This window comes from Streptomyces sp. NPDC006335, from assembly GCF_040612795.1.
Lineage (GTDB): Bacteria > Actinomycetota > Actinomycetes > Streptomycetales > Streptomycetaceae > Streptomyces.
The window spans coordinates 181,111-204,999 of sequence record NZ_JBEXQX010000014.1 but is presented as its reverse complement, the minus strand read 5'-3'; the positions used below and the strand labels follow the sequence as shown (position 1 = coordinate 204,999).

Below are 23,889 nucleotides of genomic sequence, written 5' to 3'. Positions count from 1 at the left end.
GGTCGGCAAGTGGGCGTCCGCTGTCAAGCGGAAGATCGTGATGCCGTCGTGACCAGTGCCGGTGCGTTGTGGCACGCGTCGATCGGGGGCGGCGCCCCCGGGCCCCTCGGTGTCTAGAGCAGTGACGGGACCTCTGCCGCTGCGACTTCCCTCGCTGCCCGTTCCAATGCACTCGCCAGCAGGGCCAGGTCCGTCGGACCGTTGCCCAGTTCCCGGATCGGGCGGCGGGCCGGGGGGTCGCCCATGCGCTCCCATTCCAGCGGGACGACCGTGGGACGCAGGGTCGCCGTGCGGGGGATACGACCGGTGACCCGGCCGGCCTGGAACGCCGTGACCCGGCCGTCGGGCCAGGTCAGCCGGCCGCGGCCGGGAGCCGGTTCCTCCGGGCCGGTGGCCGGGGTGTCCAGGGTGACGCGGAGAGTGGCCCGGCGGGCCGCTTCCGACTCCGCCGTACGGCCGCCCGGGCCGGTCGCGGCCACCAGGTGGACGCCCAGGCGCTCGCCCTCCCGGGAGACCGCCTCCAGCGCGCGTATGACCGAGCCGGCGGCCGGTCGGCCGGGGGAGCCGAGGGGCGGGGAGACCAGGGCGTCCAGGTCGTCCACGACGACGACCAGACGGGGGAGCGGGGGCGCCGTCTCCGTCTGGCGCCTGGCCGCCGCCGGGCGCAGGCGGATCGTGGAGCTGGGCGGCGAGTCGAGGTCGCCGGCGGCCGGGTCGCCGGGCGCCGGATCGCCGGGGGCGCCCGCGGTGCCGGTCGTGGCCCGGCGGGACGGTGCGCGCTGGGCGACCAGACGGCCCGACAGCTCCCGGCCGGTGTGCCACTCCGTGAAGTCGCAGCGGCCCAGCAGCTCCGCGCGCCGCTTCAGCTCGGCGCTCAGGGACTGGGCGAACTCCCGCATGCGGACCGGGTCGTTGGCGGTGAGGTGGGTGGTCACGTGCGGTACGTCCGTGCACACGCGCAGACCCTCGCCGTGGCTGCCGGCGGCCACGCTGTCCCGGCCGTCCATCAGGACGACGCTGAGACGGTCGGGGCGCTCGGCCGCGGCCAGCGAGGCGACGACCGCCCGCAGCAGTTCCGTACGGCCGCTGCCCGTCGGGCCCTCGATCAGCAGGTGTGGGCCCTCGGCCACGAGGTCCGCGCACACCGGCCCGCGCGGGCCGGCCCCCAGCACCGCCCACGCCCGGCCGCCGAGCGACTCCGGGTCGTCGGCCGCGTCCGCCCAGCGCGTCATCAGCGACGGCGGGGTGGCCCGGGCCAGCCCCAACTCGTCCAGCAGCCGCGCCGACTGGGGCAACGGCGACGACACACGCGTGTGCCCCGCGGCGGCGGTGCCGTCCGTCCGCAGCGGCGCCAGTGCCCGCGCGAACCGCTCGGCCCAGGCCGCGGAGACGGCGTCCACGGCGGCGATCGTGCCGTGGCCGACGGGGGCCGGGGCGGGGACCGCGGTGAGGTGGACGGTGTCGACGTCGGTACGGGCGCCCGCGCCGGTGGGGCGGGCCTCGGCGCCGAAACCGGTGCGGGACGCGTCCGCGTGGCGTGCGTCGGCCGTGGGCGGGGTGGTGCCGGGGCGGGAGGCGCCGGTGCGGTCGGTTCCGGGGTGGTCGGCCCCGGTGCGGTTGCGGGAATTGCCGGGGCGGCCCGGATCGGGGCGATCGTGCGCGGTGCCGGTGCCGTCGGTCTGGGGGGCCGCCTGCGCGGGGACCCCCGCCCGCGCCACCCGCATCAGCCGCAGTGCCGTCGCCACGTCCCCACTGAGCAGGCCCACCGCCCCGCACTCGCGGAACGTCGGGGCCGCCGCGCACGCCGCCTCGTACGTGTCCGTCACCGGAGAGGCGGGCGAGGCCGGAGCCGTCTCGGCCAGGCACACGATGTGGATGCCGGCCCGCGGACCCTCCGCCGCCAGCCGCGCCACCGCCTTGCGCAGATCCGCGCCGCCGGGGTCACCGTCCACGACGACCACGGTGTACGGCCCCGGGAAACCGCCGCCCGTCCCGTCCGCCACGTCGTCCCGGGCCCAGGAGGGCCGTCGGGCGGGGTTCCCGGGGCGGTCCTGCGGGGTGGCGGAGCGGGCCGCCGGGACGGTCCCGCGGGCGGCGGCGAGCTCCGCGTCGGCCAGGTGGTCGTCCAGGCGCCGCAGGAGTTCGTCGGTACGGGCCGCGGCCTGTTCGCGGTCGTGGGCGAGGAGGAGCCGGCAGTCCTGGCCGTGTCTCGGGCGGACATGGGGGAGCCAGCCGAGCCAGGACCACTCGGCGACGCGCTCCTGCGCGGGCCGGGAACGGTCCGTGCTGATCAGCACGATCTCCAGCGTCTCGGGCGCGTGCAGCGCGGCGAGTTGGGCCACCACCGCGCGGGCCAGCCCGGCGAGCCGCGCGCGCGGACCGGCCAGCCCCAGCGCACCGGCCTCGCGCAGATCCGCGGTGACCGGAACGGCCGGCAGCAGCCCCGAGCCGTCGGGGGCCGCCCGGTCGGCGGTGCCGAGCCGCACGGTGAGGGCTTCCGGATGCCCGGGCCCGCGCTCCCACAGGCGCGCGCCGGGGCCCAGCGCCGTCAGCAGCAGGGCGGCCGGGTCGGGCCAGACCTCGGGCACCTGGGCTGCGGCGGCCGACGGCACCGCGGTGACGGGCGCGGTCGTCTCGTCGTACGCCTCGTCCCGCCCGGGCGTCTCCTGCTCGCCCCGGCCCCCGGTCAGCCGCCGGGCCCACGCGGAGAGCCCGCCGCGCCGCCGCACTCCCTGCGGTACATCGGTCCCGCGCAGGGGGGTGCCTTTGCGGCGGCCGCTCGCGGGGGCGTCCGGGGCGTCGGAGGGCGTGCGGGCGGTAGAAGGGGAGGGCTGGTCCCGGTCGGCCGGAGGAGACGGGGGCACGGCGGTCGTGCGCGTGACCTCGAAGGAGCCGATCCCGGACCGGCCGCCATGGGTGTCGCCGTCGGAGGTCGTGGCGCGTCCCGCACCGGAGACGGCTCCGGTGCGGGGGCCGGCGTCGGTGTCCGGACGTCCGCCACCGAGGCCTCCCCGGTGCTCGATCCGGGGCGCGCCGCCCTGGCCCGGTACGACGACCGGTGGCTCGGAGCGGCCGTGGCCCTGTGCTCCCGCCGTGTCGGGGCCGCCGCCCGACGCGCCCCAGCTGGCGGAACCGTAGGCGTGATGGGTCCGGTCGGCGGGCGGCCGGGCCGAGGTGTCGCCGCTGTCACGGTCGCCCCGCGCGCTTGCCGGGCCCTCGGCAGATGCCGTGCCCGAGGCCGACGCGGCCCTCGCCGACACCCTGCCCCGCGCGCGTGACGGGGGCTCGGCCTGTCCGGGGGCGGATCCGGACGCGCCTGGGGCGTCCTGGTGAGCTCCTGAAGTCCCGTGTCCCTGTCCGGCGCCCGCCGCATACCCGGACGCGCCGGTCTCCGAGCTGTGGCGCGCCCCGGGCACGCCCGGTCCGTGGCCGCCGCCCGGCCCACCGGCCGGTGCCGGACCTCCGTGTGCGCGGCTTCCGCTCGCTGTGGGCCCGGCTCGGCCGACACCGGCCTGCACACCCCCGGGCCCCCGGTCGTCCCCCGGCACGGGTCCGGTCTCGCCCGAGGTCACGCGCACATGGCCCTCGCCGTCCGGTTCCGTCCCGAGCCGTGGCCCCCCGCTCGGCGACAGCCGCAGCACCGACTCGCCGATCCTCAGGAGCGCCCCCGGAGGGAACCGGACCGGGCGGGTGCCCACGCGGGTGCCGTCCAGGGTGGTGCCGTTGGTGGAGTCGAGGTCGGCCACCGAGACGCGGCCGTCGGGCGCGACCGTGACCGCGCAGTGCAGGCGGGAGACGTCGGGGTCGTCCAGCGGGACGTCGGCGTCGGCGGAGCGGCCGATGTGGATCTGGCCGCCGTGCAGGAGATGGACGCCGCCGGCGTCGGGGCCGGCGACCACGTGGAGCTGGGTGGGGGCCTCGTCGAGCTCGGGGTGGGGCTCGGGGGCCGCCGGTGCGCCCAGGGACAGCACGGCGCCGTCGATCAGCGGGGGCTCGCCCAGGGTGGCGCGCTGGGCGTCCAGCCGCTCGCCGTCCGCGTACAGCACGACCGGACCGCCGCCGCGCTCGGCCTCACCCGCGCGGGAGGCGCCGCTGTCCCCGGGGACCGCCGAGGCGAGTGCCGTGGCCACCGCGGCCAGTGCGGTGCCGACGGGGGCGGTGACCAGTACGTCGCGGCTCGCGGCGCGGCCCCGGGTCCGGTCGGGCGGGCCCAGCGGGTCTACGACGGTCAGCCGGATCTGCATCGCCGTCAGCGGTCCCTTCTGCTCGGACGCGGACATCCCCACCCCGCACGAGCACCATCGGCCAGTACTGCACGCATCCTCGCACCTGCCACTGACAACGCGCCCGCCGCCCGAGGGCAAGTGATCTTGATTGGTCAGCTCTGCCCCCAAAAGTGCCTGACCAGTGCAGCGTCGGCGATCACTTGAGATCGGTCACGTCAATGTCCGGCAACCAGGAGACCCGGACGGAGCGTCTTTCTCCGGAACGTGCTTGGCAACGCTCACGTGGTGCCCGCAGGAGCGGCACTACAGTGGGTCGGAAGTGGGTCGGGAACGACAGCAAGCAGCAGGGAGTGCATGACGTGCGGCCGGTTGGCAGCAAGTACTTCCTCGAGGAGCCGCTCGGACGCGGTGCCACGGGGACCGTGTGGCGAGCCCGCCAGCGGGAGACCGCGGGCGCCGAGGCCGCCGTTCCGGGACAGCCCGGCGAGACCGTCGCGATCAAGGTCCTCAAGGAGGAGCTCGCGAGCGATCCGGACATCGTGATGCGGTTCCTGCGCGAGCGCTCCGTCCTTCTGCGGCTGACCCATCCGAACATCGTGCGGGTGCGCGACCTGGTCGTCGAAGGCGATCTGCTCGCCCTGGTCATGGACCTCGTCGAGGGCCCCGACCTGCACCGCTACCTGCGCGAGAACGGCCCCTTCAGCCCCGTCGGCGCCGCCCTGATCACCGCCCAGATCGCCGACGCGCTCGCCGCCAGCCACGCCGACGGCGTGGTCCACCGCGACCTCAAGCCCGCCAACGTGCTGCTGCGGCAGCACGGCGGCCAGATGCACCCCCTGCTCACCGACTTCGGCATCGCACGCCTCGCGGACTCCCCGGGCCTGACCCGGACCCAGGAATTCGTCGGCACGCCCGCGTACGTCGCGCCCGAGTCCGCCGAGGGCCGCCCGCAGACCTCCGCGGTCGACATCTACGGCGCCGGCATCCTGCTGTACGAGCTGGTCACCGGCCGTCCGCCGTTCGCCGGCGGTTCCGCCCTGGAGGTCCTGCACCAGCACCTGAGCGCCGAGCCGCGCCGCCCCTCCACGGTCCCCGAGCCGCTGTGGACGGTCATAGAGCGCTGTCTGAGCAAGAACCCCGGCCGGCGGCCCAGCGCCGAGAACCTCGCGCGCGGGCTGCGGGTCGTCGCCGAGGGCATCGGCGTGCACGCGAACTCCGCGCAGATCGCCGCGGCGGACAACGTCGGCGCGCTGCTGCTGCCCGACCCGGACCCGGCGGCCGTGCCGGACACCCCGGGCGCCGCCGACCCGACGCAGGTCCTGCCGCACGGTGCCGGTGCCGCGGGTGCCTACGACCCGAACGCCGCGACCAGCTTCCTGCCGCACACCGGTCCCGGGAACCCCGTCGGCGCCGCCGACCCCACCGCCGTACTCCCGCACCGCGGCGCGGCCGATCCGACGGCCGTCATGCCGCCGGTACCGCCGGGACAGCCGGGCCAGGGCCAGTACGGGCAGCAAGGGCAGCAGGGCCAGCAGCCCGGTGGGCCCGAGGACCCGCACCCCTGGCAGAACCAGCTCCGCGCGGCCCGCGACCGCAACGAACAGACCCAGGTCCAGTACCTCGACCCGGGCGAGGACCCGCTGCGCCGCCGCCCCCAGCGGCAGGTCGCCAGGCCGCAGCAGCCGCCCCAGCGGCAGCAGCAACCCCAGCAACGCCCGCAGCAGGGCGGCTACGGCCGTCAGCCGCAGCAGCAGCCGCCCCAGCGCCAGCAGTACGCCCCGCAGCAGCAACAGCCGCAGCGGTACGCGCCCCCGCCGCAGCCCGAGCGCCCCGCGCGCGAGCCCCGGCAGCCGCGGCAGCGCAGCGCCAACCCGATGAAGATCCCGGGTCTGGGCTGCCTCAAGGGGTGTCTGTTCACGATCGTCATCCTGTTCGTCGCGAGCTGGCTGATCTGGGAGCTGAGCCCGCTCCAGGAGTGGATCGGCACCGGCAAGAGCTACTGGCAGCAGATCGGGGACCTCGTCGACACCGTGAGCGGATGGATCGGGGATCTCAGCGGAAAAGCCTCAGGTCAGTAGTAACTCTGGCGATTTGTCGACACCCGGCGGGTGATTTCCGTCTCCGCGGTGAAGGTTGGCTCTTCCGGCGCGTAGTTTTAGCGACAACACGCGTCTGTAGGAGCAGTCTTGGCACGGAAGATCGGCAGCCGGTACACCGCCAACCAGATCCTGGGGCGGGGCAGCGCCGGCACGGTGTGGCTGGGTGAGGGACCCGAGGGTCCCGTCGCCGTCAAGCTGCTGCGCGAGGATCTCGCGTCCGACCAGGAACTCGTCGGCCGCTTCGTCCAGGAGCGCACGGCCCTGCTCGGCCTGGACCACCCCCACGTGGTCTCGGTGCGCGACCTGGTGGTCGACGGCAACGACCTCGCGCTCGTCATGGACCTGGTCCGGGGCACGGACCTGCGCACCCGGCTCGACCGGGAGAAGCGGCTCGCCCCCGAGGCGGCGGTGGCGATCGTCGCGGATGTCGCGGACGGCCTGGCCGCCGCGCACGCCAAGGGGGTCGTGCACCGGGACGTGAAGCCGGAGAACATCCTCCTGGACATGCAGGGGCCGCTCGGCCCCGGCGGCGCGCACCCCGCCCTGCTGACCGACTTCGGTGTGGCGAAGCTCATCGACTCGCCGCGCCGCACCCGGGCCACGAAGATCATCGGGACGCCGGACTACCTGGCCCCGGAGATCGTCGAGGGCCTGCCCCCGCGGGCGTCCGTGGACATCTACGCCCTCGCGACCGTCCTGTACGAGCTGCTGGCCGGCTTCACGCCGTTCGGGGGCGGGCACCCCGGGGCGGTGCTGCGACGGCACGTGACGGAGACGGTGGTTCCGCTTCCGGGCATCCCCGACGAGCTGTGGCAGCTCGTCGTGCAGTGCCTGGCGAAGGCGCCGGCCTCCCGCCTGCGCGCCTCCGAGCTGGGCGTACGGCTGCGGGAGCTGCTGCCCCTGCTGGCCGGGATGCCCCCGCTGGACGTCGACGAGCCGGACGCGGAGTCGGAGGAGGAGCAGGGCGCCGAGGACGCGGCCGCGGAGTCCTCCGGGGAGCCGGCGCCGTCCGGGCGGCCGGCGCGGCGGGGGGCGGTGCCGTTGGTGCCGGGGGCGAAACCGGCGGACTCCAATCGGGACACGCACACGTCGATGAGGGTGCCCGGGCCTGACGAGCTGGCCGGAGGCGCGCGGGGGACGGCCAGGGTGCCGAGGCCCGCGGGGGCGCCCCGGCCCGGATCCGCGCGGCACCGGGCGACCACGCGGCGGCGGAGGCTGGTCGTGGGGGTCGCGGGGCTGGTGCTGGTCGCCGCGGCGGGCGTCGGGATCTGGGCGGCCACATCGGACGACGCGGGAGCGTCACCGCAGGACACGAAGAACTCGGCGCCCGCCTCCCCCTGAGGGGGCGGCGGCCGGGGGACGACCGACGTCGGTTGCCACAGCCGTTAGGCTGGAGGGCGTGGCAGTCGTCGATGTATCCGAAGAGCTCAAGTCCCTCTCCTCGACCATGGAGTCGATCGAGGCCGTTCTGGACCTCGACAAGCTGAGGGCAGACATCGCCGTGCTCGAGGAGCAGGCGGCCGCGCCGTCCCTGTGGGACAACCCGGACGAGGCGCAGAAGATCACCAGCAAGCTGTCCCACCTCCAGGCGGAGGTCAGGAAGGCGGACGCGCTGCGCGCCCGCATCGACGATCTCGCCGTGCTGTTCGAGATGGCCGAGGAGGAGGACGACTCGGACACCCTCGCCGAGGCCGAGTCCGAGCTCATCTCCGTCAAGAAGGCGCTCGACGAGATGGAGGTGCGCACCCTCCTCTCCGGCGAGTACGACTCCCGTGAGGCGCTCGTCAACATCCGCGCCGAGGCCGGTGGCGTCGACGCCGCCGACTTCGCCGAGAAGCTCCAGCGGATGTACCTGCGCTGGGCGGAGCAGAAGGGCTACAAGACCGAGGTCTACGAGACGTCGTACGCCGAAGAGGCCGGCATCAAGTCGACCACCTTCGCCGTGCAGGTGCCGTACGCCTACGGCACCCTGTCCGTCGAGCAGGGCACCCACCGGCTCGTGCGCATCTCGCCCTTCGACAACCAGGGGCGCCGGCAGACCTCCTTCGCGGGTGTGGAGATCCTCCCCGTGGTCGAGCAGACCGACCACATCGAGATCGACGAGTCCGAGCTGCGCGTGGACGTGTACCGGTCGTCCGGTCCCGGCGGTCAGGGCGTCAACACCACCGACTCCGCGGTCCGGTTGACCCACCTCCCCACCGGCATCGTCGTCTCCTGCCAGAACGAACGCTCGCAGATCCAGAACAAGGCGAGCGCGATGAACGTCCTCCAGGCCAAGCTGCTGGAGCGGCGCCGCCAGGAGGAGCAGGCCGCGATGGACGCCCTCAAGGGCGACGGCGGCAACTCCTGGGGCAACCAGATGCGTTCGTACGTCCTGCACCCGTACCAGATGGTCAAGGACCTGCGCACCGACTTCGAGGTCGGCAATCCCGAGGCTGTGTTCAACGGCGAGATCGACGGTTTCCTGGAAGCCGGAATTCGCTGGCGCAAGCAGCAGGAGAAGTAACTTTGTCGACTTGACCACCGGTCCGCAACTGCCGCCCATCGGGCGGCAGTTTGCTTTATGTCTGGGTTTTACATCACACTCACAGACCGCTTTCCCCGGCAAAGAGCGCTTACCAGGACATCACGCCCGCAACGGCCTTGACGTTGCTTTGAAAAATGGGAAGGGTAAAGCGTGGCATGCGTATCTCTGGGGCGCATGTGAACCGGGGGACTTCAGCACAGCTACCTTCCTCCGTCGATCACGGCCCCGAGCGCCGCCTCATTGACGATGAGCTACTGGGGGTAGCAACCACATGACGAAGAAGACGCGGATCCGTATCGCGCGCATAGCCGCCGGTGCCGTGATCGCGGCCGGCGCCTCGCTGACCGCCGCCGGCGCCGCTTCCGCGCTGGAGATCGGCGTAAGCGTGGGCGAGAGCGGTGTCGGCGTGAACGTCGACACCGGCCTCGGCGACGACGACCCGGGCAACCCGACCGACCCCGGCACGGAGATCCCGACCGACCCGGGCACCGAGCTCCCCACGGACCCCGGCACCGAGGTGCCGACGGACCCGGGGACCACGCCGCCGGTCACCGAAGAGCCCACGGACCCGACCGAGGAGCCCACCGAGCCCACCGAGGACCCGACCGACCCGGGCAACGGGAACGGGAATGGCAACGGAAACGGCAACGGTAACGGGAACGGCCACGGCAACGCCGGGGGCGGTGGCAACAGCAACACCAGCCCCGACGGTGGTTCCAACACCTCCACCCAGGAGGAGGGCTCCTCGGCCCTCACCGAGACCGGCACGGACACCACGTCCAACACGTCGGCCCAGGGCAACGGCCAGGAGCTCGCCGAGACCGGTGCCGGTCAGACCGCGTTCCTGGTCATCGGTGCCGCCACGATGATCGCCGGCGGTGTCGGCTTCCGTCTCCTGCCGCGCCTGGCGGGCGGCCGCGGTGGCGCCGCCGCCTGACGGTGACGCCCGGTAGCCGCGCATCCGCTTAGCGTGCGCATGCTGTACGACGAAGGGCCCGGAGCCTGTCAGCTCCGGGCCCTTCGTATGTCCTCGACCGCCGCCTACGCGGTCTGGTGCGCCAGCAGGGCCACCGCCGCGATCAGCACCGCGAGCAGGGCGATCAGGGTCATCGGGTTCAGGCCCGCGAAAAGACTCTCCTGCTGCAGCCGCTCGCGGTTCGCGCGGCACACATGGCACCGGCCCTCGCTCACGGGCGCCGCGCAGTTTGCGCACACCAGGCGGTCGTACGTCATGCGCGTCACCCTTCTTGCGAATACGTTCCACGGGGAGAACGCCCCCGGGTCGGAGAACGTTCCCCTCCCTACTGTGCCAGGTTCCACTGAGGGTCGCCTGTGCGCTGCCGGAGACGGGGTTCACAGGTGGGCACAAAACCGCCCAACCGATACGCAACCCGAACCGGCGCCTGCGCTCGCGCACCCGGTTCGCGTATGGTCACGCTCATCTACCCCCGGCCTACCGTGGTGCATCCGTGATCCGATTCGACAACGTATCCAAGGTCTACCCCAAGCAGACCCGCCCCGCACTCAGGGATGTCTCCCTCGAAGTGGAGAAGGGCGAGTTCGTGTTCCTCGTCGGGTCCTCCGGCTCCGGAAAGTCCACCTTCCTGCGGCTGATCCTCCGCGAGGAGCGGTGCAGCCAGGGACAGGTGCACGTGCTGGGCAAGGACCTCGCCCGCCTGTCCAACTGGAAGGTGCCGCAGATGCGGCGCCAGCTCGGGACGGTGTTCCAGGACTTCCGGCTGCTGCCCAACAAGACGGTCGCCGAGAACGTGGCCTTCGCCCAGGAGGTCATCGGCAAGTCCCGCGGCGAGATCCGCAAGTCCGTGCCGCAGGTGCTCGACCTCGTCGGGCTCGGCGGCAAGGAGGAGCGCATGCCCGGTGAGCTCTCCGGTGGTGAACAGCAGCGCGTGGCCATCGCGCGCGCCTTCGTGAACCGGCCCAAGCTGCTCATCGCCGACGAGCCCACCGGCAACCTCGACCCGCAGACCTCCGTCGGCATCATGAAGCTGCTGGACCGGATCAACCGGACCGGCACGACCGTCGTCATGGCCACGCACGACCAGAACATCGTGGACCAGATGCGCAAGCGCGTCATCGAGCTGGAGAAGGGCCGCCTCGTCCGCGACCAGGCACGCGGCGTCTACGGCTACCAGCACTGACCGCCGTTCGTAGAGTCCCCGGAAAGGCCTGAAGAAGACGCCATGCGCGCCCAGTTCGTACTCTCCGAGATCGGTGTCGGTCTCCGTCGCAACCTGACGATGACGTTCGCGGTCATCGTCTCCGTCGCCCTGTCGCTCGCCCTGTTCGGCGGGTCGCTCCTGATGAGCGACCAGGTCGGCGCCATGAAGGGCTACTGGTACGACAAGGTCAACGTCTCGATCTTCCTCTGCAACAAGAGCGACGCCGAGTCCGACCCCAACTGCGCCAAGGGCGCGGTGACCGAGGACCAGAAGAAGGACATCCTCTCCGACCTGAAGAAGATGTCGGTCGTCGAGACGGTCGTCCACGAGTCGCAGGACGAGGCGTACAAGCACTACAAGGAGCAGTTCGGCGACTCCCCGCTGGCCGCCTCCCTCACGCCGGACCAGATGCAGGAGTCGTACCGGATCAAGCTGAAGGACCCGGAGAAGTACCAGGTCATCGCGACCGCCTTCAACGGCCGTGACGGCGTGCAGTCCGTGCAGGACCAGAAGGGCATCCTGGACAACCTCTTCACGATGCTGAACCTGATGAACCGGGCCGCGCTCGGCGTCATGGCGCTCATGCTGATCGTCGCCCTGCTGCTGATCGTCAACACGGTGCGCGTCTCGGCGTTCAGCCGTCGGCGGGAGACCGGGATCATGCGGCTGGTGGGCGCGTCCGGCTTCTACATCCAGGCGCCGTTCATCATGGAGGCCGCCGTCGCCGGCGCGATCGGCGGCGGGCTCGCCTGTGTCTTCCTGGTCGTCGGCCGGTACTTCACCGTCGACCACGGCATGGCCCTGGCCACGAAGCTCAACCTGATCAACTTCGTGGGCTGGGACGCCGTCCTGACGAAGCTGCCGCTCATCCTCGCCGCGAGCGTGCTGATGCCCGCTTTGGCCGCGTTCTTCGCGCTGCGCAAGTACCTGAAGGTGTGACGCATGCCAAGAGGGTCGTACGGTCAACCGGCCGTGCGGCCCTCTTGCGTTGTCCTAGACTCACCGGCATGTCGGGCCGAGATCTGTTCTGTCAGCCCCGCCGCATTCGCCGCGGGGCGGCCCTGACATTGGTGTTCGCGAGCGTGCTGGTGGCAGGCGCGGCGACCGGTTCCTTCCCCGAGGCCGACCGCGGCGACCGTAAATCCACGTCCGACACGGCCCGTTCGGCCGCCCCCGCGGGTCACCACGAGGACGTGGCCGAGGCGGCCGAGGAGGCCATGGCCGACGGCGCGTCCCCCGTGGAGGCCGCCGAGCGTGCCGTCAGCCGCAGCGGGGACCGCTGGGGAGCCGTCTACTCCCGGGGCGAGTACGAGGAGTTCGAGGAGGCCCTCGACGGCCGGTACACCGGCGTCGGCCTGTGGGCGCGGCGCGAGCGGGACGGCCGTATCGAGGTGACCCGGGTGAGCTCGGACTCGCCCGCGGCCGCCGCCGGGATCCGCGAGGGCGACCGGCTGCGCAGCGTCGACGGCGAGCGGGTGGACGGGCACCCCGTCACCGAGGTGGTCTCCTTACTGCGCGGCGACGCCACGGACGCGGCCGCCGGTACGGCGGTCCGGCTGGGCCTGGAGCGCGGTACGCGCGCGTGGACGCAGACCGTCCGGCGTGCCCGGCTGTCCACGGACTCGGTCAGCGTTCGAGAACTCGCCGGCGGGATCACCGTCATCAGGATCGACTCGTTCACCAAGGGCGTCGGGGACGAGGTCCGGGACGCCGTGCGGCAGGCCCCGGCCGACGGCGGGATCATTCTCGACCTGCGCGCGAACTCCGGCGGCCTGGTCACCGAGGCCGTCACCACGGCGTCCGCCTTCCTCGACGGGGGACTGGTGGCGACCTACGACGTCGACGGGACCCAGCAGGCCCTGCACGCCGAGCCCGGCGGGGACACCGACAGGGCACTGGTCGTGCTGGTCGACGGCGGGACGATGAGCGCGGCCGAGCTGCTCACCGGGGCCCTCCAGGACCGGGGGCGGGCGGTGGTCGTGGGGTCGCGGACGTTCGGCAAGGGGTCGGTGCAGATGCCCAGCGCGTTGCCGGGCGGGTCCGTGGCCGAGCTGACGGTGGGGCACTACAGGACTCCGTCGGGGCGAGGCGTCGACGGGCGCGGGATCACCCCTGACCTGGAGACGGACGATCAGGCCCTTCAGCAGGCGGAGACGGTGATCGCGGGGCTGGGCGCCTAGCCCGCCGACCTCGCGTGCGCGAGGTCTGCGCACCGCTTGATTAAGGGCTGGCCCCGGCCCCCCTCCGTAGTGCGAAAATGGTCAGCACTATGAGCAAGGGAATGTACGTACCGAAGGAGTCCCAGCCGAAGCAGGGTGGCGGGGGCGGCAAGGCCCGGGACGGGGAGAAGGGTGGCAAGCGCAAGCTCGTCGCCCAGAACAAGAAGGCCCGGCACGACTACGCGATCATCGACACCTACGAGGCCGGGATCGTGCTCACCGGTACCGAGGTGAAGTCGCTGCGTCAGGGGCGCACCTCGCTGGCCGACGGCTTCGTCCAGATCGACGGCGGTGAGGCGTGGCTGCACAACGCCCACATCCCCGAGTACAGCCAGGGCAGCTGGACCAACCACTCCGCGCGCCGCAAGCGCAAGCTGCTGCTGCACCGCGAGGAGATCGACAAGCTGGAGACGAAGGCGCAGGAGACCGGTCACACGATCGTGCCCCTCGCCCTGTACTTCACCAACGGCCGGGCCAAGGCCGAGATCGCCCTCGCCCGAGGCAAGAAGGAGTACGACAAGCGGCAGACCCTGCGCGAGAAGCAGGACCGGCGGGAGTCGGACCGCGCGATCGCGGCGGTGAAGCGCAAGGAGCGGGGCCTGTAGGACGGGGCCGCCCGGAATACAGTGGCATCGGCGTGCGTTGGTCACGTACGATGGAGTCAACACCGGCCGCGGTCGGTGGGCTGATTGAAAACAAAACATGGGGATGATCGGTTTCGACAGCGGCTGTTGAGGCAGGGGAAGCGTGTCGAGGAAGCGGCAATGATCTCGTAAACCATATGTCGCAACCAATAATCGCCAATTCCAAGAGCGATTCCCGCGTCTTCGCCCTCGCTGCCTAATAAGCAGTGAGCGAAGGCCCTAACGGGTGTCAGCCCGGGAGTGTTCCCGACCCGGATCCTGGCATAATCTAGGGGACTAAACCATTGAGCCCGGTCACGGGGTTCGATGGGAAACCAAACAGTGACTGGGCCCGTCGGCGACTTGTTCGCGTGATCGCCGGGGCCGAGAAAAGCGCAGCGAACTGCACACGGAGAAGCCCTGGTTCTGCACCGTTGGACGCGGGTTCGATTCCCGCCATCTCCACTCGTCCCTCCGGGGACAACCCCATGTGGGCGAAGGCCCCGCTGCTTGATGGCAGCGGGGCCTTCGTCATACATACACAACATGACCTGGACCTCGGCTCCACGACGACTTCTCATCCACGCGCAGGGTGACGACTCACCGCTCTATACCGCGGACAACGAGGGCGACGACGACCTCTCCCGGTTCACCCGGCCCGTCGCACTCGACGATCCGGGGCTCGGGCTGACCGAGTCCCTGGCCGACCGGCTGACGTCCTGGTCGCGGGCCCGCCCCCGGGGAGGGGTCGTGTCCCGCCAGATTGCGCGCAGGCATGCGAAGCAGGGTCTGGAGGTCGCCCAGGCGCTGGCCCGGTACCTCGGGCCGCAGTGGATGGTGCGGTACTGGGACGACGCGTACGCCACCGACAAGTTCGTCTGCTGGGGATGCCGGCGACTGCACTGGTCCCTGCACGAGCACGACACACCGCCCTATCCGCTCCACATCACCGTCGAGGGCGAGTACAAGTGGCACCCGCTCCGCGCGGAGGGGTTCGGGGACTTCGCTCCCGACGACCCCGCCGCCGGACTGGACCTGTCCGACGAACTGGTCGCTGACCTGTACAGGTGGGCGGCCGACTTCAACGCCGGCATGGAGCAGTACCTGAAGGACCGGGACGAAGAGAAGGACGACGAAAGGCGCGCCGAACTGGACCTGCGAGGCCGTGACCTGGCCGCGCGCGTGGCCCGTGAAGCGGGCCCGGCCAGGACGGTCACCTACGGCGGACTCGCCTAGCGACTCCCTCGGAAAAAGTGTGAAGGCCCGTGCTCGACCGAGTGCGGGCCTTCCGTCCTTGTGGTCTCCGGCCGTGGGTCAGGACACCGTCCGCCGCCCCGTACTGGCCCGCTCCGTGATCCGCGGTGGCAGCAGCGTCGACTCCGGTACGGCTGTTCCGTCCAGTTTCTTCATCAGGAGGTCCACGGCCCGCTCACCCACCTCCGTCGACGGCAGGGCCACCGAGGTAATCGGGACGCGGGTCGACTCGGCGAGTTCGTCGGGGCAGATCGCGGTGACGGAGAGGTCGGCCGGGACACGCAGACCGAGTTGCTCGAAGGCGTCGAGCAGCGGCTCCAGCAGGGCTTCGTTGTGGACGACCACGCCCGTCAACGCGGGCTGCTCCCGCAGGAGTTGCTCGGCCAGCGAGCGGGCGCCGCCCGGCTCGCAGGGGTGGACGGTCGACGACATGCCGCTGCGGTCCGCGGCGGCCGTGAAGCCCTGGACCACCTGTTGGGCGAAGGCCGTCCGGCGCACGTACACCTCCGGCGGGGAGCCGATCAGGGCGACCGAGCGATGGCCCAGCCGCGCCAGATGCTCCACGCACGCCTCACCGGCCGCCTGGAAGTCGAGGTCGACGCAGGTCAGACCCGCACCAGAGGCAGGGAAGCCGATCAGCACCGACGGCAGGTCCAGCGAGCGCAGCAACGGCAGCCGGGGATCGTCCAGTTGGACGTCCATCAGGATCAGCCCGTCGACCAGTGCCGTGTCCGCGACCCGGTGCAGTCCCTCCTCGCCCTCCTCCTGCGTCAGCAGCAGCACGTCGTGGTCGTGGCGCCGGGCCGTCGTCACCACCGACACCGCGAACCGCATCACCGTCGGGACGTGGATCCCGCTCCGCAGGGGCACCACCAGCGCCAGGACGTTCGAGCGCCGCCCGGCCAGGGCGCGGGCGCCCGCGTGCGGACGGTAGCCCAGCTCGCGGATGGCGTCCTCGACCCGCCGCCTGGTCTCCTCCGAGATCGGGCGCTTGCCGCTGAGGGCGTAGGAGACGGTGCTGGGGGAGACCCCGGCCCGCCGCGCCACATCCGTGATCTTCACCATCAGCCCAGCTCCAGGGAGAGGAACCCGGTGCCGGCCTGCGCCCGCGCCGCCCTGTCCCCGGCCGCCAGGCCCCAGGGCGCCGACGGGTCACCGCAGGACGCCCGCAGCGTGTCCCCCTCGCGTACGACGGTGAAGGCGACCTCGCCGACCCGTACCGTGACCTGCTCGCCCCGGGCCAGGCCGTACGCCCGCAGGGTCACCCCGTCGGCGTGGTCGTAGTCGGGGCGGTCCTCCACCGCGCCGACGGGGAGCACGGCACCCGGCCGTACCAGCAGCGGCACGCTCATGAAGTCGTGCCGCTCGCGCACCCAGCGCGGGCCGGTCACCGTCTCGCCGGTCACGAAGTGGGTCCAGGTGCCCTCGGGGACGTAGTACGAGACCTCCCCGGAGTCGCTGAACACGGGTGCCACCAGGAGATCCGGGCCGAGCATGTACTGGCGTTCCAGGTGCGCGCAGCCGGGGTCGTCCGGGAACTCCAGGACCATCGCCCGCATCACCGGCACGCCCTCGGCGTGGGCGGTGCGCGCGGCCTCGTAGAGGTAGGGCATGAGCTTCAGCTTGAGGCGGGTGAAGTGCCGCAGGACGTCGACGGACTCCTCGTCGAACAGCCACGGCACCCGGTAGGAGGAGCTGCCGTGCAGGCGGCTGTGGGAGGAGAGGAGTCCGAAGGCCAGCCAGCGCTTGAACAGCGCCGGTGTCGGGGTGCCCTCGAAGCCGCCGATGTCGTGGCTCCAGAAGCCGAAGCCGGACAGGCCCAGGGACAGTCCGCCGCGCAGGGACTCCGCCATCGACTCGTAGGTCGCCTCGCAGTCGCCGCCCCAGTGCACCGGGAACTGCTGGCTGCCCGCGGTCGCCGAGCGGGCGAAGACCACCGCCTCCTCCTCACCGCGGTGCTTGCGCAGCACGTCGAAGACGGTCTGGTTGTAGAGGTAGGTGTAGTAGTTGTGCATCCGCTCGGGGTCGGAGCCGTCGGACCACTCCACGTCCAGCGGCACCCGCTCGCCGAAGTCGGTCTTGAAGCAGTCCACGCCCTGCGCGAGGAGCGCCTCCAGCTTGGACGCGTACCAGTCGCGGGCGGCCGGGCTGGTGAAGTCGACCAGGGCCATGCCGGGCTGCCACAGGTCCCACTGCCACACGCTGCCGTCGGGGCGCCTGAGGAGATGGCCGAGCTCCTTGCCCTCCGTGAACAGGGGGGACCGCTGGGCGATGTACGGGTTGATCCACACGGAGACCCTCAGGCCCCGCGCGTGCAGCCGGGCGAGCATGCCCTCCGGGTCGGGGAAGACCCGCGGGTCCCACTGGAAGTCGCACCAGTTGAACTCGCGCATCCAGAAGCAGTCGAAGTGGAAGACGGAGAGGGGGAGTTCGCGCTCCCGCATGCCCTCGATGAAGGACGTCACGGTCTCCTCGTCGTACGAGGTCGTGAAGGACGTCGACAGCCACAGGCCGAAGGACCAGGCGGGCGGGAGGGCCGGGCGGCCGGTGAGGGCCGTGTACTTGCGGATGATCTCCTTGGGGGAGGGCCCGTGGATGACGTAGTACGTCAGTTCCTGCGTCTCCGCGCTGAACTGGACCCGCGACACCGCCTCCGAGCCGACCTCGAAGGAGACCTTGCCCGGGTGGTCGACGAAGACGCCGTAGCCCGCGTCCGTGAGGTAGAACGGGACGTTCTTGTAGGCCTGTTCGGTGGCCGTGCCGCCGTCGGCGTTCCAGATGTCGACGACCTGGCCGTTCTTCACCAGCGGTCCGAAGCGCTCGCCGAGGCCGTACACCGAGGTGCCCACGGTCAGGTTGAGCTGCTCGCGCAGGTAGTGAGCCCCGGTCGCGTCCCGCAGGATGCCCATGTTCTTGGTGCCGCTGCTGGTGAGGACCCGGCCGTCGGCGAGGAAGTCGACCTGCCAGGGGCCGGTGCGGGCGAACCGGACCGACAGCGAGCCGGAGGTGAGGGTCGCGGAGTCCTCGTCGGACCCGGCGTGGGGGGTGAACTCCTCTTTCACGAGCTGGAATTCGGGGCGGTCCGGCTGCTCGCCCTCGAAGTGGGTGAAGGTGATGCCGATGACGTCGGGCATCGGGGCGTGGGCGCTGATCGTCACGACCGGTCCCTTCAACAGGTCGCCGCGGTGGCGGATGGGCTGCGACGGCGCGTGGATCTCGAGCCCGCCGTCCGAGGCGACGACCTCGTGGACCACGGCCGGGTGGTCGGCGGTGACGCCCTCGCGCAGCAGCCAGTAGCCGTCGGTGAACTTCATCTGTGGGGGGTCCTTACTTCACGGCACCCACGGCGATACCGCGGGTGAGGGTTCGCTGGAACACGAGGAAGAACACGATCGCGGGGAGCACGCCGAGCAGGGCGGCCGCGTTGGTCATCGTGGCGTCCATCAGGCGCTGGCCCTGGAGGACGCCGAGGGCCACGGACACCGTCTGGTTGTCGTTGGAGATCAGCATGACCAGGGGGAGCAGGAACTCGTTCCAGGTCCAGATGAAGAAGAAGACCAGCAGCACACCGAGGGTGGGGCGGCTGACGGGGACGACGATCCGCCACAGGACCTGCCACTTGTTCGCGCCGTCGATCCGGGCCGCCTCCAGGATCTCGCGGGGGAACTGGCCGAGGACCGCGGAGAGCAGATACGTGCCGAAGGCCGCCTGGATCACCGTGAACACGATGATCACGCTCAACCTGGTGTCGTAGAGGCCGACTTCCTTGCTCAGGTAGTAGACCGGGTAGACCAGCGCCTCCTGCGGCAGCATGTTCGCGAGGACGAAGAAGGCGAGCACCCAGGTACGGCCCTTGATGCGGCCGATGCCGATCGCGTACGCGTTGAGGACCGACAGGATCACGGCCAGTACCGCCACCGAGCCGCTGATCAGGACCGAGTTGAGGAGCTTCTGGCCGAAGTCGACGCGCTCCCAGAAGTCCTTGAGGTCCTGGGTGTAGAGGCCGTCGGGGAGGCTGAGGGGGCCGTTCTGGGCGTACTCCGCGGGGGACTTGAAGGCGTTGAGCGTGACGATGAGGAACGGCACGACCATGAACAGGGCCGCGACGCACAGGGCGAACAGCACCGGGTAGCGGCGCAGGGCGGTGGTCATGAGTCGCTCCTCTCCTGGAGCTTCAGACCGATCAGGGAGAGCGCGAGGATGATGACGGTGAGCACGGTGGAGATCGCGGCGCCGTAGCCGACCTGCGTCTTCTCGAAGAAGGTGGTGAAGGAGAAGTAGGAGGGCACGTTCGTGGCGCCGCCCGGCCCGCCCTTGGTCAGGACGTACACCGCGCCGAACACCTTGAGCGCGGCGATCGAGCACCAGGTCAGCACGACGTAGATCTCCGGGCGGATCTGCGGCAGCGTGATGTGCCAGAAGCGGCGCCACCAGCCGGCGCCGTCCAGCTCGGCGGCCTCGTGGAGTTGGGGGTCCACACGCTGGAGACCCGCCATGAAGATGACCAGCGGGAAGCCCAGTTGGACCCAGACCATGACGCCCATGACGCTGTACAGGGCGAGGTCGGGGTCACCGAGCCAGTCCTGCTGCCAGCTGCCGAGACCGATGGCCTTGAGGAGGGCGTTGAGGGAGCCGTTGTCGGGGGCGAGGATCCAGCTCCAGACGATGCCGGCGACCGCGATCGGCAGGACCTGGGGGAGGTAGAAGCAGGCGCGCAGGACGGCGGCGACCCGGCTCCCGAAGTGCTTGCCGACGTAGTCGAACAGGGCGGCGGCCAGGACCAGTCCGAGGACGGTGGGGATCGCCGCCATCGCCACGACCATGAACAGGCTGTGCCGGAAGGACGCCCAGAACTCGGAATCGTCCATCAGCTCGCGGTAGTTGGCGAGCCCCGACCACTCGGGGGAGCCCACGCCCTGCCAGTCCGTGAAGCTCACGTAGGTGTTCATCACGAACGGCAGGACGATGATCGCCAGGAAGGCGAGGGCGCCCGGCAGGAGGAACAGGGCGTAGGAGTCGCGGGGGCGGCGCGGGGGCCGGGGGGCGCCGGCGCCCTTGCCGACCGCCCGCGCACCGCGTTCGACGGTCGCCGTCATTGCTTCGGCGCGCCCTTGTCGTAGGCCTCCTGGAGATCGCTGAGGTAGCCGTCGGGCTTCTCGCTGCCCGTGATCAGCTTCTGGGTCGCGGAGACGAGGACGTCGTAGAAGCCGGGGACCGGCCAGTCGGGGTAGAAGGCCAGGCCGTCGTTCCTGGACAGGGTGTTGAAGTCGTCGATCAGGGTCTTCGACTGGGGGTCGGTGATGGCGGAGGCGTCGGCCGCGACCGGCACACCGCCGGAGTTGCCGAGCAGGTTCTGGATCTTCTTCGACATGGTGATGTCGATGAAGTCGTAGGCGAGGTCCTTGTTCTTCGAACCCTGCGGTACGACCCAGAGGTTGCCGCCGGAGCCGAGGGTGAGCTGGGAGTCGGGCCAGCGGAAGGTGCCCCAGTCGAACTTGTTCTCCGTCTTGAAGCGGCCGTACCACCAGCTTCCGGAGAACAGGATGGGCGCCTTGCCGGAGGTGAAGGAGACACCGGCGGCCTCCTCGTTCTGGCCGCTGGAGGACTTGCTGAAGTAGCCCTTCTTCACCCAGTCGGCGAAGGTCTCGGCGCCGTAGGTCCAGGCCGCGTCGTGGAAGTCCGTCTTGCCCTTGTAGAGCTGGTAGGCGTCGACCCAGGAGCGGTTGGCCTTCGACAGCGCCAGTTGGTAGAGGTACTGCTGGGCGGGGTAGGCGGCGCCGCCGTTGGCGAGGGGGGTGACCTTGTTGTCGACGAACTTGTCCATCGCGGCGGTCAGTTCGTCGAACGTCTTCGGCTCGGCGATGCCGTACTTCTTGAAAAGGTCCTTGTTGTAGTAGACCAGCGTGTACTCGGCGTAGTTGGGGACGCCGTACCACTTGCCGGAGCCCATCACGCCGTTGGTGTCGTAGAGGCTGGTGGTGCGGACGCTGGGGCTGAGCTTCTTGTCCCAGCCGCGCTTGGTGGCCTCCTGCGTGAGGTCGGTCAGCAGGCCCTGCTTGGAGAGCAGTCCCGCGGTCGCGTTGCCCTTGTTGTACTCCATGAGGTCGGGCGCGTCCGAGGAGTTGAGGACCATCGGGGCGGTCTTCTGGATCTGGTCGAAGCTCTTCTCCTCGAACTCCACCTTCACACCGGGGTGCGTGGCCTCGAACTCCTTGATCGCCTCCTTCCACGCGATGCCCATCGCGCTGTCCGGCCCCTCGTAGTGCCAGAGCCGGAGCGTCTTCCCGTCGGAGGACCCGCTGTCCGAGCCTCCGCAGGACGTCACCAGCAGTGATCCGGTCAGGATCACCGCCGTCGCCGTCGCCGTCGCACGCCTTCGTGCCGTCAACATCCCGTACCTCCGGGGAGTCGGATGGTCGCTTCGGGCGGGGCGCCGCGCAGGGGGCGTCGATTCGACTCGATTCGACGCCCCCTGTCGAAGCGCTTCGACGAAGGAACGTATGTGGGGGCTCTGAAGGTCGTCAATGGGTTGTGCAGGATCGGGTGAAGCGATTCGATGATTGCCGGGTTGGGGGCCGGGGGTCGGGGCTGAGGTTGGTCGTGGTGAGGGGGTGCCTGTTGGGGTCGTCTACGTGGGCGGGGGCGTCTGGGGTGTCGCGGCGGTCGTTGCGGGGTGTCGTGGTCCGTCACCGGGGACAGACAGGTGTGCTGCCGTCCAGGGGTCAGTGGCTCTCGCGGTCGATCCGCCGTTGGTCTCGTCGGTACGTGCGCGGTTGCCTGGGGTGCTGCGGTGGCGGTGGCGGTGGCTGGGGTGCCGTGGGCTCGCGGAGGCGTCGGTCGGGCTCTGGCCGCGTAGGCGGGTCACGTGTGTGTGGGGGGATCTGGCCGGGTTCGTGCATGCGGGCGTGGTCGCCGGGGGTGGGCTGAGTGCCGTGATTCTGTTGCCGAGACAGGCGTCTGGCGTGGAGGTGCCGGTCGCGCTGTCGCAGGCGGTTCCGCCGTTGGCCCTTGTTCGTATGCGCGTGGTTGGCTGTGGCTTTGGTCGGGATGCCGCAGCCGGGATGTGCTCGGTCGTACAGTTGCCGGTCGCGGCGGGGTCCTGGGCTCGTCGGGCTCTTGTGGTGAGCGTGGTCGCGGGGGGTGGGGTGGGCGCCGTGGTCGGGGTGCCGTAGTCCGTCGGCGGGGAGAGGTGGTTCGTCGCGGGGGTGCCGGTCGTGCTCCCGCAGGTGGTTCCGCCGTTGGCCTTTGTTCGTACGCGCGGGGTGATCTTGGCTGGTGTGTGCACCGCCCGGCGCCGGTCGTGGCGGGGTCATTGTCTCGTCGGTCTCATCCGTAATGGCGCCGAGCTGCGGGCGTGGCCCGGATGCCGTAGCCGGCGGCTGTCGAGATGACCCACCGCGCAGTCGCCGGGCTCGCCCCCGCCCAGCAGGCCGATCACCGCGAGGTCATGGTCGCCCCGGTCTCGTGCACGTGAGCGCCGTCATCAGGGCTGTCGCGGCGGCCGTGACCGGGATGCCGTAGCCCGCCACCGGGGACACGTGTTCCGCCGTCCAGCCGCCGGCCGCGCTCCCGCAGGCGATTCCGCCGAGCAGGCCGGTCACGGCGAGGGTCATGCCCTCGTTGAGCCGACCGGGTGGGGTGCGTCGCTGGATCAGGGTCATGCCCGTGACCATCGTCGGGGCGGTCGCCATCCCGGCGATCAGCAGCGCGGGGGCCAGGGCGAGCAGGGAGCCGGTGAGGGACGCGGCCAGCAGGGGGAGGGTCAGCAGGGTCGTCATGGCGGCTATGCACCACACGTAACGGTCCTCCAGGGACCCGGTGCCGGTCCGGTGCGTCGCCCCGTAGACCAGCCCCGCCGCGCACGAACCGGTCGCCTGGAGCGCGAGCACGATCCCGGCCGCCGAGCGGTGTCCCTGCGCGTCGGCGAAGGCGATGGTGACGACTTCCATGGAGCCGAAGACGGCACCCATGGCCAGGCAGACGGCGAGGAGGGGCGGGACACCGGGCGCGCGGAAGGGCGCCTTCGCCGGGCCGCGCCCCCGCACCGGCGGCTCCGTCGCACGCTGTGCCGTGAACACCAGCACGCCCGACACCAGCAGCGCCACCCCGGTCAGCGTCCCCGCCTCCGGGAACAACGCCGTGCACAGGAAGGCCGCGAGGACCGGGCCCAGCATGAAGCACGCCTCGTCCACGGCCTGCTCGAAGGAGTTCGCGACATGCAGTGCCCTCTCGTCGCCGTCGAGGAGATGGGCCCAGCGGGCGCGGGACATCCCGCCGAGGTTGGGGGTCGTGGCGGTGGCGGCGTACGACACGAAGAGCGTCCACGCCGGGGCGTCGAGGCGGACGCACAGCAGTAGCGACAGCGAACCCAGGGCCGCGAGAACCGTGGCCGGTACGGCGATCTTGGCCTGTCCGTGTCGGTCGACGAGCCGCGCGATCCACGGGGCGACGACCGCCGTGGCCGCGAGACCGAACGCGGTGACGGCACCGGCGAGGGCGTACGAACCCCGCGTCCCCGCGATCATGACGACCGCGCTGACGCTGAACATGCCCATCGGAAGCCGGGCGAGAAGATTCCCGGTGGTGAACGCCCGGGCTCCCGGGGTGGCGAGAAGACGGCGGTAGGGACCGGGGGTGCGACGACGACGGGAGGCGTGTGCACCTCGCGGGTCTCCTACGCCTCGGGGGCTGAAGTCGACGATGACGAGCGCGTCCGCGGTCGTGGTGAACATCGGTCGGTTCGGTTGCGGCATGCGCCCAC

17 protein-coding genes and 1 other RNA gene are annotated in these 23,889 nt (G+C 71.3%); 10 read left to right on the top strand and 8 right to left on the bottom strand.

Going from position 1 to position 23,889, the window contains the following annotated elements; all coding sequences use genetic code 11:
* Positions 1–113 precede the first annotated feature (113 nt).
* The gene (locus tag ABZ098_RS32405; RefSeq protein WP_356597230.1) at positions 114–4,280 is read right to left on the bottom strand and encodes an FHA domain-containing protein; all 4,167 of its coding nucleotides are present in this window, start codon (positions 4,278–4,280) and stop codon (positions 114–116) included.
* 305 nt (positions 4,281–4,585) lie between these two features.
* Here ABZ098_RS32405 and ABZ098_RS32400 point away from each other — a divergent pair, with 305 nt between their 5' ends.
* The 4 genes from ABZ098_RS32400 to ABZ098_RS32385 all read left to right on the top strand — a co-directional run bounded on the left by ABZ098_RS32400 (position 4,586) and on the right by ABZ098_RS32385 (position 9,789).
* A complete protein-coding gene (locus ABZ098_RS32400) occupies positions 4,586–6,304 on the top strand; it encodes a serine/threonine-protein kinase (RefSeq protein WP_356597228.1) in 1,719 nt (572 codons plus the stop codon).
* 108 nt (positions 6,305–6,412) lie between these two features.
* Positions 6,413–7,666, top strand: coding sequence for a serine/threonine-protein kinase (locus tag ABZ098_RS32395; RefSeq protein ID WP_356597226.1), 1,254 nt, complete (start codon positions 6,413–6,415; stop codon positions 7,664–7,666).
* Between the two features lie 58 nt (positions 7,667–7,724).
* Positions 7,725–8,831, top strand: coding sequence for a peptide chain release factor 2 (gene prfB, locus ABZ098_RS32390; RefSeq protein WP_356597224.1), 1,107 nt, complete (start codon positions 7,725–7,727; stop codon positions 8,829–8,831).
* A 292-nt stretch (positions 8,832–9,123) separates the two neighbouring features.
* Positions 9,124–9,789 (top strand): hypothetical protein, encoded by a 666-nt coding sequence (locus ABZ098_RS32385; protein WP_356597223.1) that lies wholly within the window; start codon positions 9,124–9,126, stop codon positions 9,787–9,789.
* 104 nt (positions 9,790–9,893) lie between these two features.
* Here ABZ098_RS32385 and ABZ098_RS32380 read toward each other — a convergent pair whose 3' ends face one another.
* The gene (locus ABZ098_RS32380; protein ID WP_356597221.1) at positions 9,894–10,085 is read right to left on the bottom strand and encodes a hypothetical protein; all 192 of its coding nucleotides are present in this window, start codon (positions 10,083–10,085) and stop codon (positions 9,894–9,896) included.
* A 236-nt stretch (positions 10,086–10,321) separates the two neighbouring features.
* On the opposite strand from ABZ098_RS32380, the gene ftsE reads away from it, so the two are divergent.
* From ftsE to ABZ098_RS32350, 6 genes are all read left to right on the top strand, one after another.
* Entirely contained in the window at positions 10,322–11,011 is a 690-nt protein-coding gene (gene ftsE / locus ABZ098_RS32375) for a cell division ATP-binding protein FtsE (RefSeq protein WP_125191296.1), read from the top strand.
* A 42-nt stretch (positions 11,012–11,053) separates the two neighbouring features.
* Positions 11,054–11,971: a permease-like cell division protein FtsX gene (ftsX, locus tag ABZ098_RS32370; protein ID WP_356597219.1), complete on the top strand. Its 918-nt coding sequence runs from the start codon at positions 11,054–11,056 to the stop codon at positions 11,969–11,971.
* Positions 11,972–12,039: 68 nt separating this feature from the next.
* On the top strand, positions 12,040–13,212 hold the full coding sequence (locus ABZ098_RS32365) for a S41 family peptidase (protein ID WP_356597217.1): 1,173 nt from the start codon (positions 12,040–12,042) through the stop codon (positions 13,210–13,212).
* A gap of 101 nt (positions 13,213–13,313) precedes the next feature.
* Positions 13,314–13,856 (top strand): SsrA-binding protein SmpB, encoded by a 543-nt coding sequence (gene smpB / locus ABZ098_RS32360; protein WP_356597299.1) that lies wholly within the window; start codon positions 13,314–13,316, stop codon positions 13,854–13,856.
* A 99-nt stretch (positions 13,857–13,955) separates the two neighbouring features.
* Positions 13,956–14,342, top strand: a transfer-messenger RNA (tmRNA) gene (gene ssrA, locus ABZ098_RS32355).
* A 78-nt stretch (positions 14,343–14,420) separates the two neighbouring features.
* Positions 14,421–15,110, top strand: a complete 690-nt coding sequence (locus ABZ098_RS32350) for a hypothetical protein (RefSeq protein WP_356597215.1) — start codon at positions 14,421–14,423, stop codon at positions 15,108–15,110.
* 78 nt (positions 15,111–15,188) lie between these two features.
* Here the strand turns inward: ABZ098_RS32350 and ABZ098_RS32345 are convergent, their stop codons facing one another.
* The 6 genes from ABZ098_RS32345 to ABZ098_RS32320 all read right to left on the bottom strand — a co-directional run bounded on the left by ABZ098_RS32345 (position 15,189) and on the right by ABZ098_RS32320 (position 23,881).
* Positions 15,189–16,193: a LacI family DNA-binding transcriptional regulator gene (locus ABZ098_RS32345; RefSeq protein ID WP_356597213.1), complete on the bottom strand. Its 1,005-nt coding sequence runs from the start codon at positions 16,191–16,193 to the stop codon at positions 15,189–15,191.
* Positions 16,193–18,442 (bottom strand): alpha-xylosidase, encoded by a 2,250-nt coding sequence (yicI, locus tag ABZ098_RS32340; protein WP_356597211.1) that lies wholly within the window; start codon positions 18,440–18,442, stop codon positions 16,193–16,195. The genes ABZ098_RS32345 and yicI overlap by 1 nt, the downstream gene beginning before the upstream one ends.
* 13 nt (positions 18,443–18,455) lie before the next feature.
* The gene (locus ABZ098_RS32335) at positions 18,456–19,280 is read right to left on the bottom strand and encodes a carbohydrate ABC transporter permease (RefSeq protein WP_356597209.1); all 825 of its coding nucleotides are present in this window, start codon (positions 19,278–19,280) and stop codon (positions 18,456–18,458) included.
* Positions 19,277–20,224: a sugar ABC transporter permease gene (locus ABZ098_RS32330; RefSeq protein ID WP_356597207.1), complete on the bottom strand. Its 948-nt coding sequence runs from the start codon at positions 20,222–20,224 to the stop codon at positions 19,277–19,279. Before ABZ098_RS32330 ends, ABZ098_RS32335 begins: the two co-directional genes overlap by 4 nt.
* The gene (locus ABZ098_RS32325) at positions 20,221–21,519 is read right to left on the bottom strand and encodes an extracellular solute-binding protein (RefSeq protein ID WP_356597206.1); all 1,299 of its coding nucleotides are present in this window, start codon (positions 21,517–21,519) and stop codon (positions 20,221–20,223) included. The genes ABZ098_RS32330 and ABZ098_RS32325 overlap by 4 nt, the downstream gene beginning before the upstream one ends.
* A gap of 1,054 nt (positions 21,520–22,573) precedes the next feature.
* The gene (locus ABZ098_RS32320) at positions 22,574–23,881 is read right to left on the bottom strand and encodes an MFS transporter (protein ID WP_356597204.1); all 1,308 of its coding nucleotides are present in this window, start codon (positions 23,879–23,881) and stop codon (positions 22,574–22,576) included.
* Positions 23,882–23,889: the final 8 nt, after the last annotated feature.